Source organism: Arthrobacter terricola, from assembly GCF_004354015.1.
Taxonomy (GTDB): Bacteria; Actinomycetota; Actinomycetes; order Actinomycetales; family Micrococcaceae; genus Arthrobacter; species Arthrobacter terricola.
Map to the genome: position 1 here is coordinate 98,069 of NZ_SMRU01000006.1, position 13,185 is coordinate 111,253.

The 13,185-nt window shown below is 63.0% G+C and carries 16 protein-coding genes; 8 read left to right on the plus strand and 8 right to left on the minus strand.

The genetic code is table 11. The features are described 5' to 3' along the window. Positions 1 to 15: 15 nt before the first annotated feature. A complete protein-coding gene (locus E1809_RS06635) occupies positions 16 to 294 on the plus strand; it encodes an HPr family phosphocarrier protein (RefSeq protein WP_133203431.1) in 279 nt (92 codons plus the stop codon). 87 nt (positions 295 to 381) lie between these two features. On the opposite strand, the gene E1809_RS06640 is transcribed toward E1809_RS06635, so the two are convergent. Then, positions 382 to 1,329, minus strand: a complete 948-nt coding sequence (locus E1809_RS06640; RefSeq protein WP_133203432.1) for a DNA topoisomerase IB — start codon at positions 1,327 to 1,329, stop codon at positions 382 to 384. A 39-nt stretch (positions 1,330 to 1,368) separates the two neighbouring features. Then, entirely contained in the window at positions 1,369 to 1,848 is a 480-nt protein-coding gene (locus tag E1809_RS06645) for a Dps family protein (protein ID WP_133203433.1), read from the minus strand. A 338-nt stretch (positions 1,849 to 2,186) separates the two neighbouring features. Between E1809_RS06645 and E1809_RS26590 the strand changes: the two genes are divergently transcribed. The 4 genes from E1809_RS26590 (at position 2,187) to E1809_RS06660 (ending at position 3,479) form a co-directional block, all read left to right on the plus strand. After that, on the plus strand, positions 2,187 to 2,354 hold the full coding sequence (locus tag E1809_RS26590; protein ID WP_165962229.1) for a DUF4175 domain-containing protein: 168 nt from the start codon (positions 2,187 to 2,189) through the stop codon (positions 2,352 to 2,354). 95 nt (positions 2,355 to 2,449) lie between these two features. Continuing rightward, complete coding sequence (locus E1809_RS06650) at positions 2,450 to 2,626, plus strand: CsbD family protein (RefSeq protein ID WP_133203434.1); 177 nt, start codon at positions 2,450 to 2,452, stop codon at positions 2,624 to 2,626. Between the two features lie 80 nt (positions 2,627 to 2,706). Next, positions 2,707 to 3,138, plus strand: coding sequence for a hypothetical protein (locus E1809_RS06655; protein WP_133203435.1), 432 nt, complete (start codon positions 2,707 to 2,709; stop codon positions 3,136 to 3,138). A 74-nt stretch (positions 3,139 to 3,212) separates the two neighbouring features. Beyond that, positions 3,213 to 3,479 (plus strand): DUF7218 family protein, encoded by a 267-nt coding sequence (locus tag E1809_RS06660; protein ID WP_133203436.1) that lies wholly within the window; start codon positions 3,213 to 3,215, stop codon positions 3,477 to 3,479. Between the two features lie 256 nt (positions 3,480 to 3,735). Here the strand turns inward: E1809_RS06660 and ku are convergent, their stop codons facing one another. Continuing rightward, positions 3,736 to 4,662, minus strand: a complete 927-nt coding sequence (ku, locus tag E1809_RS06665) for a non-homologous end joining protein Ku (RefSeq protein ID WP_133203437.1) — start codon at positions 4,660 to 4,662, stop codon at positions 3,736 to 3,738. 38 nt (positions 4,663 to 4,700) lie between these two features. On the opposite strand from ku, the gene E1809_RS06670 reads away from it, so the two are divergent. Further along, a complete protein-coding gene (locus E1809_RS06670) occupies positions 4,701 to 7,277 on the plus strand; it encodes an ATP-dependent DNA ligase (RefSeq protein WP_133203438.1) in 2,577 nt (858 codons plus the stop codon). A gap of 128 nt (positions 7,278 to 7,405) precedes the next feature. On the opposite strand, the gene E1809_RS06675 is transcribed toward E1809_RS06670, so the two are convergent. Both E1809_RS06675 and E1809_RS06680 read right to left on the minus strand, forming a co-directional pair. Continuing rightward, positions 7,406 to 7,666: a hypothetical protein gene (locus E1809_RS06675; RefSeq protein ID WP_133203439.1), complete on the minus strand. Its 261-nt coding sequence runs from the start codon at positions 7,664 to 7,666 to the stop codon at positions 7,406 to 7,408. A 72-nt stretch (positions 7,667 to 7,738) separates the two neighbouring features. Next, entirely contained in the window at positions 7,739 to 7,948 is a 210-nt protein-coding gene (locus tag E1809_RS06680) for a hypothetical protein (RefSeq protein ID WP_133203440.1), read from the minus strand. A gap of 488 nt (positions 7,949 to 8,436) precedes the next feature. On the opposite strand from E1809_RS06680, the gene E1809_RS06685 reads away from it, so the two are divergent. Then, positions 8,437 to 9,219: a putative protein N(5)-glutamine methyltransferase gene (locus E1809_RS06685; protein ID WP_133203441.1), complete on the plus strand. Its 783-nt coding sequence runs from the start codon at positions 8,437 to 8,439 to the stop codon at positions 9,217 to 9,219. A 261-nt stretch (positions 9,220 to 9,480) separates the two neighbouring features. Further along, positions 9,481 to 11,127, plus strand: coding sequence for an MFS transporter (locus tag E1809_RS06690; RefSeq protein WP_133203442.1), 1,647 nt, complete (start codon positions 9,481 to 9,483; stop codon positions 11,125 to 11,127). Here the strand turns inward: E1809_RS06690 and E1809_RS06695 are convergent, their stop codons facing one another. From E1809_RS06695 to E1809_RS06705, 3 genes are all read right to left on the minus strand, one after another. Then, positions 11,128 to 11,697 (minus strand): RES family NAD+ phosphorylase, encoded by a 570-nt coding sequence (locus E1809_RS06695; RefSeq protein WP_165962230.1) that lies wholly within the window; start codon positions 11,695 to 11,697, stop codon positions 11,128 to 11,130. A gap of 59 nt (positions 11,698 to 11,756) precedes the next feature. Beyond that, positions 11,757 to 12,380 (minus strand): helix-turn-helix domain-containing protein, encoded by a 624-nt coding sequence (locus E1809_RS06700; RefSeq protein ID WP_133203444.1) that lies wholly within the window; start codon positions 12,378 to 12,380, stop codon positions 11,757 to 11,759. 98 nt (positions 12,381 to 12,478) lie between these two features. Next, positions 12,479 to 13,027, minus strand: a complete 549-nt coding sequence (locus tag E1809_RS06705) for a hypothetical protein (protein WP_133203445.1) — start codon at positions 13,025 to 13,027, stop codon at positions 12,479 to 12,481. Between the last annotated feature and the right edge of the window lie 158 nt (positions 13,028 to 13,185).

Here is a 13,185-nt window from a genome sequence, read left to right on the forward strand (position 1 = left end):
AACGAAGGAGCAACAATGTCCGAACGTACCGCCACCATCGCCAGCCGCGTCGGCCTGCACGCCCGTCCCGCAGCCATCTTCGCCGAGGCCGCCGGCGATCTCGACCTCGAGGTCACCATCGCCAAAGCTGGCGAACCCGCCGACGACGCCATGGACGCATCCAGCATCCTGTCCCTCATGAGCCTCGGAGCATCCTTCGGCGATGTCGTGGTCCTGCGCGCCGAAGGTGCCGGCGCCGACGAAGCGCTCGACAAGCTCGTCAAGATCCTCGAAACGGACCACGACGCCGAGTAGCCCACCCACCGAGCATGCCCTCCCTTAGCGCCGAGGAGTGGACATAATCCGTTTATGTCCACTCCTTGCAGCGAGCGGGGGGCATGCTCATGTGGAGGTCAAATAATTTACGACGTCGGACTCCCTCGCCTTGAGGTCTTCGAGGTCGCCGGCAAGGAAACCATCGACGATGCGCGGGTCGACGTAGGAGGTCCTTGCAATCGTTGGCGTGTTTCCGAGCAACTCCGAAGCCTGCTTGATGGCTTCGACGATCCGCTTGCGCGGAGGCAGTTCGGAGCTGCCGATCAGGGCCACTCCCGCGGTCGCTGTGCCTTTCCAGGTGCGAAAGTCCTTGGCCGTGAAATCCCCGCCCGTAATGCGGCGCAAATACTCATTGACCATCGAGGCGTTCAAAGAACTACGTTCGGGTCCGTCCTCATAGGTCAACAACGGCTCTTTTCCGGGATGGTCCGCCAACGGCTCGAGGAAGCGTGCCAATTCTGCGTCTTCCACGGTCGATTCCCAGTCGAGGCCGCTTTTCCCGCGAAACCGCAGATGCACGGCGTCGCCGCTGACCGTGACATGCCTGCATCGCAAAGTGGTCAGGCCGTACGAGCCATTGCGGCGTGCATAGCCCTCGGAACCTACCCGTAGCGCGCCCAGGTCCATGAGCCGCACAGCTGCGGCAAGGGTACGGGTTTTCGGCGAATCCGAACCCCGAAGGTCGCGCGAGACCAGGCGACGCGCATTCGGCAAGACGACGCCGAGCCGTGCGGCCCGCGCAAACTTTTCCTTGTCCTGCCGCGCGCGCCATTCCGGATGGTAGATGTATTGGCTCCGCCCGGCGTCGTCCACTCCCATGGCTTGGATATGCCCGTTATCGAACGGGCATATCCAGACCTCGGACCACGCGGGCGGGATGGCGAGCGCGTCGAGGCGCTTGCGCTCCGCGCCGGAAACCAGGGAGCCGTCCGGACGGTAATAACTGAAGCCGCGTCCGGACCGTCGCCGGGATATGCCGGGGGTTCCCGGCCGACTGCGCCGGAGCCGGGCCACGCTGCGAGTCCGCGGAACTACTTTTCGGGCGCCGCGGACTCAGGCTTCCCCAGGATCGGTGACGGAGGTGTTCGCCGTCATGGTCTCAGCGCTGATCATCCATGCCAGTTGTTCCAAGCGGGCGATCATCTCGTGCAGGAGGTCCGCCGATGTGGGGTCTTCCTCATCAACTTGGTCGTGGACGTCGCGCATAGTCTGCACTGTCCGCTCGACACGGGCCGTGATCAGCTTGACCGCGTCCTTCGTCGTAGTGAGGCCCGCTGGGAACTGTTCAAGCCGGGTTGAACCGGCAATCGTTGCGCTGCGCCCATCCGGCAGGGCATGGAGCGAGCGCATTCTTTCCGCCGTGGAATCACCGAACAGCCGGGTCGCTTCCACAAGCTCGTCGAGCTGGAGGTGCAGGTCCCTGAAGTTGGCTCCCACGATGTTCCAGTGGGCCTGCTTACCCTGTAGCTGGAGCTCGATAAGGTCGGTCAGGACCAATTGAAGATTGTCTGCCAGAGTTTGCGATGCCTTCATGGTTTCCCCTTCTGGACGGTGTTCTGACGGTGCTTCGGACACATTCGGCGGTCGCCTTCCAGGCCACGAATCTGCCCCTCAAACCACCCTAAGACTATGCCCAACAACTTCCTAAGTGCGCTTACCTCTTGATTTACTAAGTGTGCTTAGTAGTAGGATAAGGATATCGCGGCACCTCGGGACCGGATAACCCGGGAACGGGGTCCGCGACACCAAGACCTCGTCTGGGGTAAAGGAACCTGGTGAGTATCACGGTTCGAAACTGAACTGGCAATCGAATACATCTCGAGGGGCTAGGCAACAGGCGCTGGCCCCGCTGAAGTAAGGAATGTGTCACAGTGAACACTCTTCTGATCATCGCGGGCGTTGTGGCAATCGTCCTCCTGCTCGTTGGCGGTTTCTCGCAGGCTGTTAGCTGGCTCCTTTGGGTCGGCGTGGTGCTCTTGATCGTCGCGGCGATCGGCTGGCTCCTCAGCTTCATGAGCGGCCGCAGGTCCCACATATAGCGGGCGTCCGCAAGCTCGAACAACCCGACCGCGCCAACTGGCGTTAGGCAGTCTGGCGAGGTCTGTAGGCCCATCACCAGCAAAGGAGTACTTCCATGGGTGCAGATGACAAGATCCGCAATGCCGGCGAGAAGGTAGCTGGCAAGTCCAAGGAAACAGCCGGAAAGCTCACGGATGACAAAAGCCTGGAGGCCGAAGGCAAGATGGACCAGGCCAAGAGCGACTTGAAGCAGGCCGGCGAGAAAGTAAAAGACGCTTTCAAGAAGGACTAACGAAACGGAATGCGGCCTCTGCGCTAGGCGGGGGCCGCATTTTCGACCCAAAAATTTTGCAGTTCCTAGGAGCACAGTCAATGCCGACTATCTCTGATCCGATTGTCCCCCAAGGAGCACCGCCGCCTCGGGGGGAACGAGTTTGGTGCAGCACATGCGGAACCAGCGAGCACTTGGTCCTGGATTCCATCGAGCCCCTCAAACCTCCGGTCAATGACCTGGTGGACATCGCGTACACCTGCGTTGAATGCGACACCTTCTACGCCCACACGGCAGCTTTCCACGACGTAGCGGCAATCCTGAACCAACAGGGTGCTACCGCTTCGGGAGTGCTGCAATTTGGCGGGGAATACATCCACTGCGGCGAACCAATGAAAATATCGGCAACCGGCTTCCACAGCATCTACGACCCCATTTCCACAGAAGACCCCTCAGTCAACCTGCTCGATGTCTACCTGGCAACCAAGGTCCTGCAATGCAGTTGTGGATTCCGGATGGAGATTCCGTCGTAACGGTGTCCGGGCCTTGGCAGTTTGGGGGCGGCCCGCCTGGCACGCCGCTGTAAATCACGGCAAAGGAGGAAAACATGCCGAACAAAAAGACCCCGAGCTTGAAGGATCCTGAGCTCTACGAATCCCTCAGGGAGGACGGTGCCTCCAAAGAGAAGGCCGCCAGAATCTCGAATGCCGCAGCCAAGGAGGGCCGGAAGGAAATAGGCCGGCGAGGGGGAGAATCCGGAGACTACGAGTATTGGACCGTGCCCGAATTGAAATCCCGGGCCAAGGAATTGGGCCTCACTGGTTGCTCCGACAAGAGAAAGTCCGAGCTCATCTCGGCCCTGAGGAACCACTGAGGCACTGGCTTCTGGATTAGTCGCGGGCGGTCTGGGTCGGCGAACCCGAAGATCCCGGCCAAGAGGGACATGTCCATCGGTGAAATCCACCCCGCGTGTGGGCCCCTCCCATTGGACATGCGCCGCGCTTGACCCCAGGAGTGGACATATTCGGAATATGCTCACTCCTCGCTGCAAGCGAAGAGCATGTCCCGTCGAAACCGAGGAGCATGTCCACTCTTCGCCGCGAGCGGGGAGCATGCTCCGCAAAACCCCGTCAGGCTTTCTTAGCCCGCGCCCGCGGCCTCCCCGCCCCTCGGCTGGCCCCCGCACCGGCACCGGCGCCCGCAACCGCACCAGCGTCCGCACCGGCCTCGGACTCTTCATCGACTTCCCCGGACGAAGAACCGGACGACTTGCCCCGCTTCTTTTCAAGGCTCCGCTTGAGGGCCTCCATGAGGTCGATGACTTCGCCGCCCTCTCCTTCGCCCGCGGTGACACCGAAGGTTTCCTCAGTGTCGATGGAGTCGCCCTTTTCGAACTTGGCTGCGATGAGTTGGCGAAGTTGGACCTGGTAGTTGTCGGTGTACTCCTCGGGCTCGAAGTCGCGCGCCATGGAATCCACCAAGGCCGAGGACATCTCGAGTTCCTTCTCCGAGATCTTGACGTCAGTCTCCAGGGACGGGAAGTTGGCTTCGCGGACCTCGTCGTCCCACAGCAACGATTGCAGCATCAGCACATCGCCGCGCACCCGCAGGGCGCCAAGGCGGGTCTTTTGCCGGAGGGCGTACTGCACTATAGCCACGCGTTCGGTGTCCTGGAGGGTCCGCAGGAGGAGCATGTAGGCCTTCGGCGATTTCGAGTCCGGCTCGAGGTAGTACGGCTTCTCGTACATGATGGGGTCCAGTTGCTCGGCCGGGACGAACTCCACCACCTCGATTTCGCGGCTGCTCTCGGCCGGGAGGGACTTCAAGTCCTCCGTGGAGAGCACCACGGTCCGGCCTTCCTCTTCGTAGGCCTTGTCGATATCCTCGTAATCCACAACAGCGGAGCAGATTTCGCATTTGCGTTGGTAACGAATGCGGCCTCCATCCTTGTTATGCACTTGGTGGAGACTGACATCGTGGTCCTCGGTTGCGCTGTAAAGCTTGACCGGGACGTTGACCAGCCCGAACGCGATAGAACCCTTCCATATGGCCCTCATGCACTAAGTGAACATCACATCAAGGCGGAGGTGAAGAGGTGGCAACCAGCCACAAGGAGCGCGTCAACGTTGAAGGGCATCAACTGACCCTCACCAACTTGGGCAAAATCCTGTACCCGGAGACGGGCACAACGAAGGCCGAAGTGCTCGAGTACTACGCCACGGTGGCGCCGTTCCTGATTCCCGCCGCGGCGGACAGGCCCGCCACCCGCAAGCGCTGGGTCCACGGCGTCGGAACCCCGTCCGATCCTGGCCAGATGTTCTTCCAAAAGAACCTCGACAACTCCGCGCCATCCTGGGTTCAGCGCGTCACCATCCAGCACAGTGACCACAGCAACGTGTATCCGCTGGTGAACAACCTCGCGACGCTCACGTGGCTGGCGCAGATCGCGGCCCTGGAAATCCACGTGCCACAGTGGCAAGTGGACGCCGACGGGACCATGCTTCCGCCCGACCGCCTTGTCCTGGACCTCGACCCCGGCCCGGGCACAGGCCTTCCCGAGTGCGTGGAAGTTGCCAAACTGGCGCGCAGCATCCTGCAGGACATCGGGCTCGACCCGGTACCGGTGACGAGCGGCAGCAAGGGCATCCACCTCTACGCAGGACTCGACGGCACGGGCAAATGGGAACAGGTCTCCGCGTTCGCCCACGAACTGGCCCGGTCCCTCGAAGCCGACCATCCGGATCTCATTGTCAGCGACATGAAGAAGACCCTACGCAAGGGCAAGGTCCTGGTGGATTGGAGCCAAAACAGCGGAAACAAGACAACAATCGTTCCGTACTCGCTCCGCGGCCGCGCCCACCCCATGGTCGCGGCCCCCAGGACGTGGCGGGAACTGGTGTCGCCGGACCTTGAACACTTGGACTTCACAGCGGTCATGAAGCGCGTGAAGGAGGGGAAGGACCCCTTTGCCGCCGTGGCAGCGGCGAGATCCGGGCAGGCGCCCGCGCACCCCAGCATCCGGGACGAGAACGACGACGGCGGCTCGCGGGGCGCGCGGGACCTGCACCGAGCGGCGGGGGTAACCGCCGTCGGGGGCACCGCCGTCGAACGCAACCCCCTCAACCCACGGCTCGCCAAATACGTGGACAAGCGCGACCCGAACCGGACACCGGAACCGTTTCCCGCCGTCGAGCACCACCGACGATCCCGGGCCCCGCAGGAAGACGCGGAACCGCACCCGCCCGGCGGAATATTCGTCATCCAAGAACACCATGCCCGGCGGTTCCACCTGGATTTCCGGCTGGAGCACAACGGCGTGCTGGCGTCGTGGGCGTTGCCCCGCGGAGTGCCGGACACGCCTGCCAAAAATCATCTGGCAGTGCAGACCGAAGACCATCCCATGGAATATGCCCAGTTCACGGGCATCATTCCGAAGGGCGAATACGGCGCCGGGACCGTCAGCATTTGGGACAGCGGCGAGTTCGAGTGCGAAAAATGGCGCGACGGCAAGGAAGTGATTGCAACCCTCACCGGCAAACCCGGGGGCGGCCTGCACGGGACGCGGCGGTTCGCTCTCATCCACACGGGGGAATCGCCGTCGCAGTGGCTCATCCATTTGATGAAGGACAGCCCGGGGCACCACAAAGTGATCTTGCCGGAAGCGCCGGGCGGCGGGGAATCCGCGGCCGGCCCTGTCCCGGACTACCCTCCGATGCTCGCCACAGCCGGAACCGCCGGCGATGTCGCCGCCGGGGAATGGCTGTTCGAACTCAAATGGGACGGCTTCCGGGCCATCGTGACGCGCTCGAACGGCAAGATCCGCCTCACCAGCAGGGCGGGCAACGACATGACGGCAACGTATCCCGAACTCGCGGATCCGCACTATTGGCCGGACAACGATTTCGTGGCCGACGGCGAAATCGTCGCATTGGGCAAGAACGGGCGGCCCAGTTTCGAGCTCCTCCAAAAGCGCATGAACCTCTTCAAACCGGGAGACGTCGAAAGGGCGCGTGCCGCGGTGCCGGTGCAGCTCATGGTGTTCGATCTCCTGTGGGACGCGGGTTCCGACGGCGGCGCCAACCTCGTCCCGTTGCCGCTCCGCGAACGCCGGGAACGCTTGGCGGCGTTCCATGCCAGGCACACGGTGAAAGGCTCGCCGATCCACCTGTCCGAGGTACTGGAGCATGACCTCGACGACCTCCTGGCCAGCGCATCGGAGCTTGGCTTGGAAGGGGTCATGGCGAAGCGCGCGGACAGCCGCTACCTGCCGGGGCGACGAAGCAGGTCCTGGATCAAGCTCAAGCTGGAACGCATGCAGGAAGTGGTGATAGGTGGGTGGAGGCCCGGCTCAGGTGAGCGGCAAGGGACCATCGGCGCGCTGCTGGTGGGAATTCCCGACGGCGACAAGCTGCGGTATGCGGGCCGCGTGGGAACCGGGTTCAAGGACTGGCAATTGCGGGACATCCTGCAGCGTTTGAAAGACCTTGAGCGCCCGGATTCACCTTTCCACGACATTCCGTCCGAAGACGCAGCGACTGCCCATTGGGTAGCTCCGGAGCTTGTAGGTGAAGTGACTTTCGGCGATTGGACCAGCTCCAGCAGAATGCGCCATCCCGTGTGGCGCGGCTGGCGTCCCGACAAGGCGCCGGAAGACGTGCACCGCGAGCCTTGAGCCCCGCGACGCCCAGCCCGCCCCGGGACGCGGAAAATGCCTGGTGACGCAGAAAATGCCCTGCGCCCATGGAATTCCATGGGCGCAGGGCATTTTCTGCGTCGGTGAGCAATATCGGCGTCAGAGCCTCACGAGGAGTGCGGCATCTGCGGGCGGCCGGTACGGTGGGTTGCCGTTACAGCAGCTTGTTGTCCGCCGCGGCCGAGGTTGGTGACGTGCTCTTTCGGGTGCTTGGCCTTGCCGCTGCCATCCGGCCAGGTCGGCGCTTGAGCTGAGCCAAGGGTCATAGCCACAACTGCCGGGGCGGGCATTGGTGGCGCACTCATGGACTCGGCGAGGTGGCTGGCGACCTCGGAATTGATGCCTTGTGCAACATGCTTCGCAGCCATTGTTCTTCCTTTCCACAGTGAAACGAAGGGATTTTCCATCTTAGGTTGGAGCGCTCCGCTTGTCTGTAGGAGCTACCAGCGGACTTTCTTCTCTGTCTTGGCTTGCTTGCCCTGGGTGTGGGTGGGTTTGTGGCCCTTTCCCGTGCTTTGCCATCCCGCACCGCCTCCGCCGCGTGACTTACGGGCGAGCATTTCCTTTTGTGCGTCCGTCAGTTTCGCTGCGATGCCAGTGGCCTCAGGGGCAGTTTCCTGGGTGTTGGTTTCGGGCGTATTCGGTGTCATGCAATGGTCTCCTTAAGCGCTGATGCCGGAGAAGGCGTCGGGACTGCGGCGTCCATTGCAAAACCCAAATAAGGATGGGGCAGCGGTAAAGGAACGGCGCGGAGGCGAAGCCTCAACAGCGTGGATTTTTGTCTGATGAAACTCAACGGAATCGGATCAAAGCCAACTCAGGCGATCCAAGACCAGGAGGTTTACTCAAAAATCAGTGTTCCCATGCACCCACCCTAAACAATGGGGACGCTTTTTGGGAACCCCAAGCTTTTGCCGGCATGGTTTCGGGGCGGGCTCTCGGATACCATGGCAATTCCAGCGCCGCCCGCTGGCAGGAAATCCAGGAGGTGAGACCCATCAATACGGCAATTCACGGGTGCTCATACCTCCTCCCCCGGCAAGCCCGCCGCCACGCCTGAACTGGACGTCCGAACTGAACGGCTGGACTGGGGAAGGTGGCTTGGAGAGCACCCATCGGTATCCCGAAAGGCTCTCCCATGTCAGCAAACGCTAACGCCATCACAGCCAGGCTCCGTTCCGCCGGGTGCGTCTTCGCCGAAGACGAGTCCCGACTCCTTATCGCCGCTTCCGGCACGTCCGAAGAATTGGAGCAGCTGGTGGAGCAGCGCGTTTCCGGACTGCCCTTGGAGCAACTCCTCGGTTGGGCCGAATTCTGCGGCCTGCGCATAGTCCTCGACCCCGGCGTCTTCGTCCCGCGCCGTCGCACGGAGTACCTCGTCCAGCAGGCGGCGCGCCTTGCCCGGCCGACTGCCGTCGTCGTCGACCTCTGTTGCGGATCCGGTGCGGTGGGTGCGGCGCTGGCCGCCGCGGTGGGCGGCATCGAACTGCACGCCGCCGACGTCGACCCGGCCTCGGTCCGCTGCGCGCGCCGGAACATCGAACCGGCGGGCGGGCACGTATACCAAGGCGACCTTTACGCCGCCCTGCCGGCCACCCTTCGCGGACGCGTGCACGTGATCGCGGCGAACGCTCCGTACGTGCCCACCGAGTCGATGGGGATGATGCCGCCCGAGGCGCGGCTGCACGAACCGCTTATAGCGCTCGACGGCGGCGCGGACGGTTTGGACGTGCAGCGGCGGATCGCGCGGGAGGCTCCGTCGTGGCTGGCTCCAGGGGGCCACTTGCTGATCGAAACGAGCGTCCGGCAAGCCCCGGCGACGGCGGCCCTGTTCGAGAGTGCCGGGCTCTCTCCGAGGGTGGTTCATTCGGACGATTTGGACGCTACCGTCGTGATCGGGACGCTCGCCGAAAACGGCTGAAAATAGTCAGCAAACTGGCTGTTTCGCGGGCTCAAGCCAAAAAAGTTGCGGACACAGCCCCGGAATGACCCAAAAACCGCGTCATTCCGGGGCTGGACGGGCCATGAGCATGTCTGACATTTGACACAAAAACGGGCCAAAACAGCCCCAAAAATCGGAGTCCAACTCTCAGTTTCGGCGGATTTCGCGTAAAATCGAAACCCTGCCCGGAGCGGGGCAGCTACACGTCGCAAGCAAATGACCTCCCTAGGAGAAGCCCAAATGCCCATAGACCAAAGCATCACCGACTCTTCAGCAGGTGCCAGGAACACCGTTGGAACAAGCAAGGCCGCAGCCCGCGGCACCTCGAAAATGAAGCGCCCCCTGCGCCGTCGCCTCAGGGTTTCGGACGTCAATGTCGTGGACCAGCCAATGCTTAAGAAGGCGCTCGGCGGCACGATCGTCGGCAACACCATGGAGTGGTACGACGTCGGTGTTTTCGGCTACCTCATCACCACCATGGGGCCGGTGTTCCTTCCTGAGGCGGACAAGTCGGTCCAGACGCTTTTTCTTTTGGGAACATTCGCGGCGACGTTCGTGGCGCGTCCGCTCGGCGGGGTCGTGTTCGGCTGGCTCGGTGACAAAGTGGGTCGCCAGAAGGTTCTGGCAGCGACCCTTTTGCTCATGGCGGCAAGCACCTTCGCCGTCGGGCTCCTTCCGGGATATGCGCAAATCGGCATCTGGGCAGCTGCGCTGCTGGTCATGCTGAAGCTCATCCAGGGATTCTCGACCGGCGGCGAATATGCCGGCGCCACCACGTTCGTGAGCGAATACGCCCCCGACAAGCGGCGAGGCTTCTTCGCAAGCTTCCTCGACATGGGCTCGTACATCGGTTTTGCCCTCGGCGCCGCGCTGGTCTCGATCCTGCAGCTCAGCATCGGCCAAGGCGCCATGGAGGACTGGGGCTGGCGCCTGCCGTTCCTCATTGCGGGCCCGCTCGGGGTCATCGCCGTGTATTTCCGGAGCAAGATCGAAGAATCGCCCCAATTCCAGGCCACCCTTGATGCGCAGGAAGCCATGGCTGCCGACGCCGCCGCAGGCGATGCCGCTGTAGCAAAGGGACCGATCGGCATCATCAAGGCCTACTGGCGCCAGATCATCCTCGCCATGATCCTTGCCGCTGCCGCGAACACCGTGGGCTACGCGCTCACATCCTACATGCCCACCTACCTCACGGATTCCAAGGGCTACGATGCCGTCCACGGCACCTTGCTGACGATTCCCGTGCTGGTGATCATGGCGGTCTGCATCCCGCTGACCGGCAAGCTGTCCGACCGGATCGGCCGACGTCCCGTGCTGTGGATCGGCGCGGTAAGTACGGTCCTGTTCGCCGTTCCAGCGTTCCTGCTGATCGGACTCGGCAGCATCTGGTCCACCCTCGCAGGCCTGGCCCTCGTGGCTTTCCCCGTGACCTTCTACGTGGCAAACCTCGCCTCGGCCCTGCCCGCGCTGTTCCCGACATCCAGCCGTTACGGCGGCATGGGCATCGCCTACAACTTTTCCGTGGCGATCTTCGGCGGAACGACGCCGTTCATCGTGGATGCCCTGATCCAGGGCTCGGGTGACGACATGATGCCCGCCTACTACCTCATGGCCACCTCAATCGTCGGCGCAGTCGCCATCTACTTCCTGCGGGAATCGGCGCAGCGTCCGCTCCCGGGCTCCATGCCAAGCGTGGACACCCAAGCCGAAGCCCGCGAACTCGTTGCAACGCAGGATACGAATCCGCTGATCGACCTGGATGAGATGCCGTTCGACGCAGCTGCCGTCCCGTCCGACGCCGATCATGCAGCCGCTCCTGCAGCCGACGCCGCCGCAACCGCGGGTGAGCCGGACAACGCGGGTGAACTCGCCGGCCTCCGGTCATAGCTAGAGGATCACGTTGCATTGGTATCCGATGACGCCGGCGGCGGCAACGATGTCCCTCAGTACAGCAGGTGACTTCAACGGCATCGAGAATTCCGGAGCCGCGGGCAGCGGGTGGTCGGTCCACAACGTGGTAACCGGCCGGCCCCCTGCCATCGCGGACGGAGCCCGGACACCGTCCACATCGGGCCAGGCTTCATGGATGGCGCGGGCCCAGGCGCAGGTTCGGTCCTTATTTTGCAAGGCGATCTGCGCCGACGCCCCTGCCCTTGTAAGCCACAGGCCCTGAAGGTCAACGAGCTGGACGTCGCGCGTTGTTTTCAGCGCGGTCACGTACGGATCGTCCCGGTCGACGTCGACGAACCTGGTTTGTTGGAAGACTTCGGCAAGGCACGTCAACACGTCATCGCCGAAATAGGCGGCTCCGAGAGGTGCGTGGTCAGCCTCGGGAAGAGGATGCGGCTCCCATCGCGCGTTCACTACAGGTCCCCACGTCCGTAGTTTGTTCCACGGCGTGACAAATGTGGACGAGGTGAAATGCACGCGCCAAAGGATGCTGCCGACCGGGAGCACCACAGTCTCCTTCCCAAGCGCCCGGAGTTCCGCGACGGGCGGCGGGTATTGGTCCGCCATCAATAGCCGGCCGATAGGGCAGCGGCCATGCGGACAACGGGCTCGGCTGCTCCCCCGGCCTCGAGCCACACCTTCACCGTGGCGGGTCCTCCATGAAGAAAGAGGTCGGCCTGCGGGGTGAGGAAAAAGCCCGCCACGGCCTGAGGGTGGAGATCCACGGGAAGGGCCCCCAAAACCTGCTCAAGCCGGGGCACGGCTTTACCGCTGGCGGTGAACTGCCATGCTGGAAATACCAGGCGCCCGTTGGCCAGGTAGGAATACAGTTTCCGTTCGGCCCGGTAATGCCTGATGGTGGACTGCGACAAGCCGAGGCGCTCGGCGACCTCCGCTGCGGTATGGGATGTGGCATCCATCAGGACGCGCGCCGCGATGCTGTTGGCGGACGAGCGCCCGACATCTTCCGGCCCGGCGGAAATCCCGGAATTCGTCTCCCAGAAGGCGCGGTCCCGCGCTGGCAATTCCGCGCCGGAAAGGTCGCGCCGCATCCCCTCCAGGGCAAGGATCAACTCGGCAGGAGAAAACGACAAGGATTCATGGGAGAACCACTCCTCCACGCTCTCCCGATCCGCGTTCTTCTTTATTCCTGCCTGGTTTCTTCCTGCCTTGAATTCCTTGACAGCCATGACGGCCCCCTTCGCTTTCCCACAGTCTATGCCATTGCCGTAAATTGTGCGAAACGAGGCCCTGCCGACCCCCGATACCTTCGGCAGGGCCCGCAAACTCAAGCTTTGTTGTTAGCCTTTCGCAGTTCGATCCGCTGCGCCTGCGCCTGGATCTTCGCCCCATAGGTGCCGTTCAGGGCGTTGTCCCTGATGGTTTTGGCCTTCGCCACCCGGTCTGCGGGGGCGGCATCCTTAAGTGCCTTCAGGTCCGATTGGAGCGCGGCGGGCAGTTTTGCCGCGAACTTCGGCCGCTTGTCGAGGATGAACGTGGCAATCTTCGCGGCGCGCGTTCCGAAATTCGGCTTGCTGGAGTCGCCGTTCACGAAAAACCTGAGGGCAGTGGCCAGCGGGTGCCGCGCCAGTGGTGCCTTGGCCGCCGTCGGGACGGCAGTCGCGGAAGCAGTCGCCGAAGCAGTCACTGCGTCAGCCGCGGCGGGCTGGGAGGTGGCTGCCGCCGTCGTACCCGGGTTGCTGGAAGTGGCCGCGTTCGCCGCGATCACGCCGCCGCCAAGGAGGAGGCCTGCCGCAACGAGACCGGCGACGGCGGTGCGCGCCTTGCGGCCCTTGCGGGGTTGCGTCGGGGTGCCCGGGATGGGGAGCATGTCCATCGAGTAGTCCTTTGTTCCTGGCCGGCGGCACATCCACCAGCGCTCTTCACAACACTCTGGTCCGGAGGCGTGAACTGAGTGTTCGGCGAATGTTCGAGGAATGTAAAACGGGTCCGGAAGCCGCCCCCACCAAGTCTGCGCACAGGTCATTGCTGTTG

Bases quoted from the DNA above. Each gene is read 5' to 3' on its own strand.
- E1809_RS06675 (WP_133203439.1), bottom strand. From the start codon at position 7,666: ATGGCTGCGAAGCATGTTGCACAAGGCATCAATTCCGAGGTCGCCAGC.
- E1809_RS06645 (WP_133203433.1), bottom strand. From the start codon at position 1,848: ATGAAGGCATCGCAAACTCTGGCAGACAATCTTCAATTGGTCCTGACC.
- E1809_RS06650 (WP_133203434.1), top strand. From the start codon at position 2,450: ATGGGTGCAGATGACAAGATCCGCAATGCCGGCGAGAAGGTAGCTGGC.
- E1809_RS06705 (WP_133203445.1), bottom strand. From the start codon at position 13,027: ATGGACATGCTCCCCATCCCGGGCACCCCGACGCAACCCCGCAAGGGC.
- E1809_RS06690 (WP_133203442.1), top strand. From the start codon at position 9,481: ATGCCCATAGACCAAAGCATCACCGACTCTTCAGCAGGTGCCAGGAAC.
- E1809_RS06635 (WP_133203431.1), top strand. From the start codon at position 16: ATGTCCGAACGTACCGCCACCATCGCCAGCCGCGTCGGCCTGCACGCC.
- E1809_RS06660 (WP_133203436.1), top strand. From the start codon at position 3,213: ATGCCGAACAAAAAGACCCCGAGCTTGAAGGATCCTGAGCTCTACGAA.
- E1809_RS06680 (WP_133203440.1), bottom strand. From the start codon at position 7,948: ATGACACCGAATACGCCCGAAACCAACACCCAGGAAACTGCCCCTGAG.
- ku (WP_133203437.1), bottom strand. From the start codon at position 4,662: ATGAGGGCCATATGGAAGGGTTCTATCGCGTTCGGGCTGGTCAACGTC.
- E1809_RS06655 (WP_133203435.1), top strand. From the start codon at position 2,707: ATGCCGACTATCTCTGATCCGATTGTCCCCCAAGGAGCACCGCCGCCT.
- E1809_RS06700 (WP_133203444.1), bottom strand. From the start codon at position 12,380: ATGGCTGTCAAGGAATTCAAGGCAGGAAGAAACCAGGCAGGAATAAAG.
- E1809_RS06685 (WP_133203441.1), top strand. From the start codon at position 8,437: ATGTCAGCAAACGCTAACGCCATCACAGCCAGGCTCCGTTCCGCCGGG.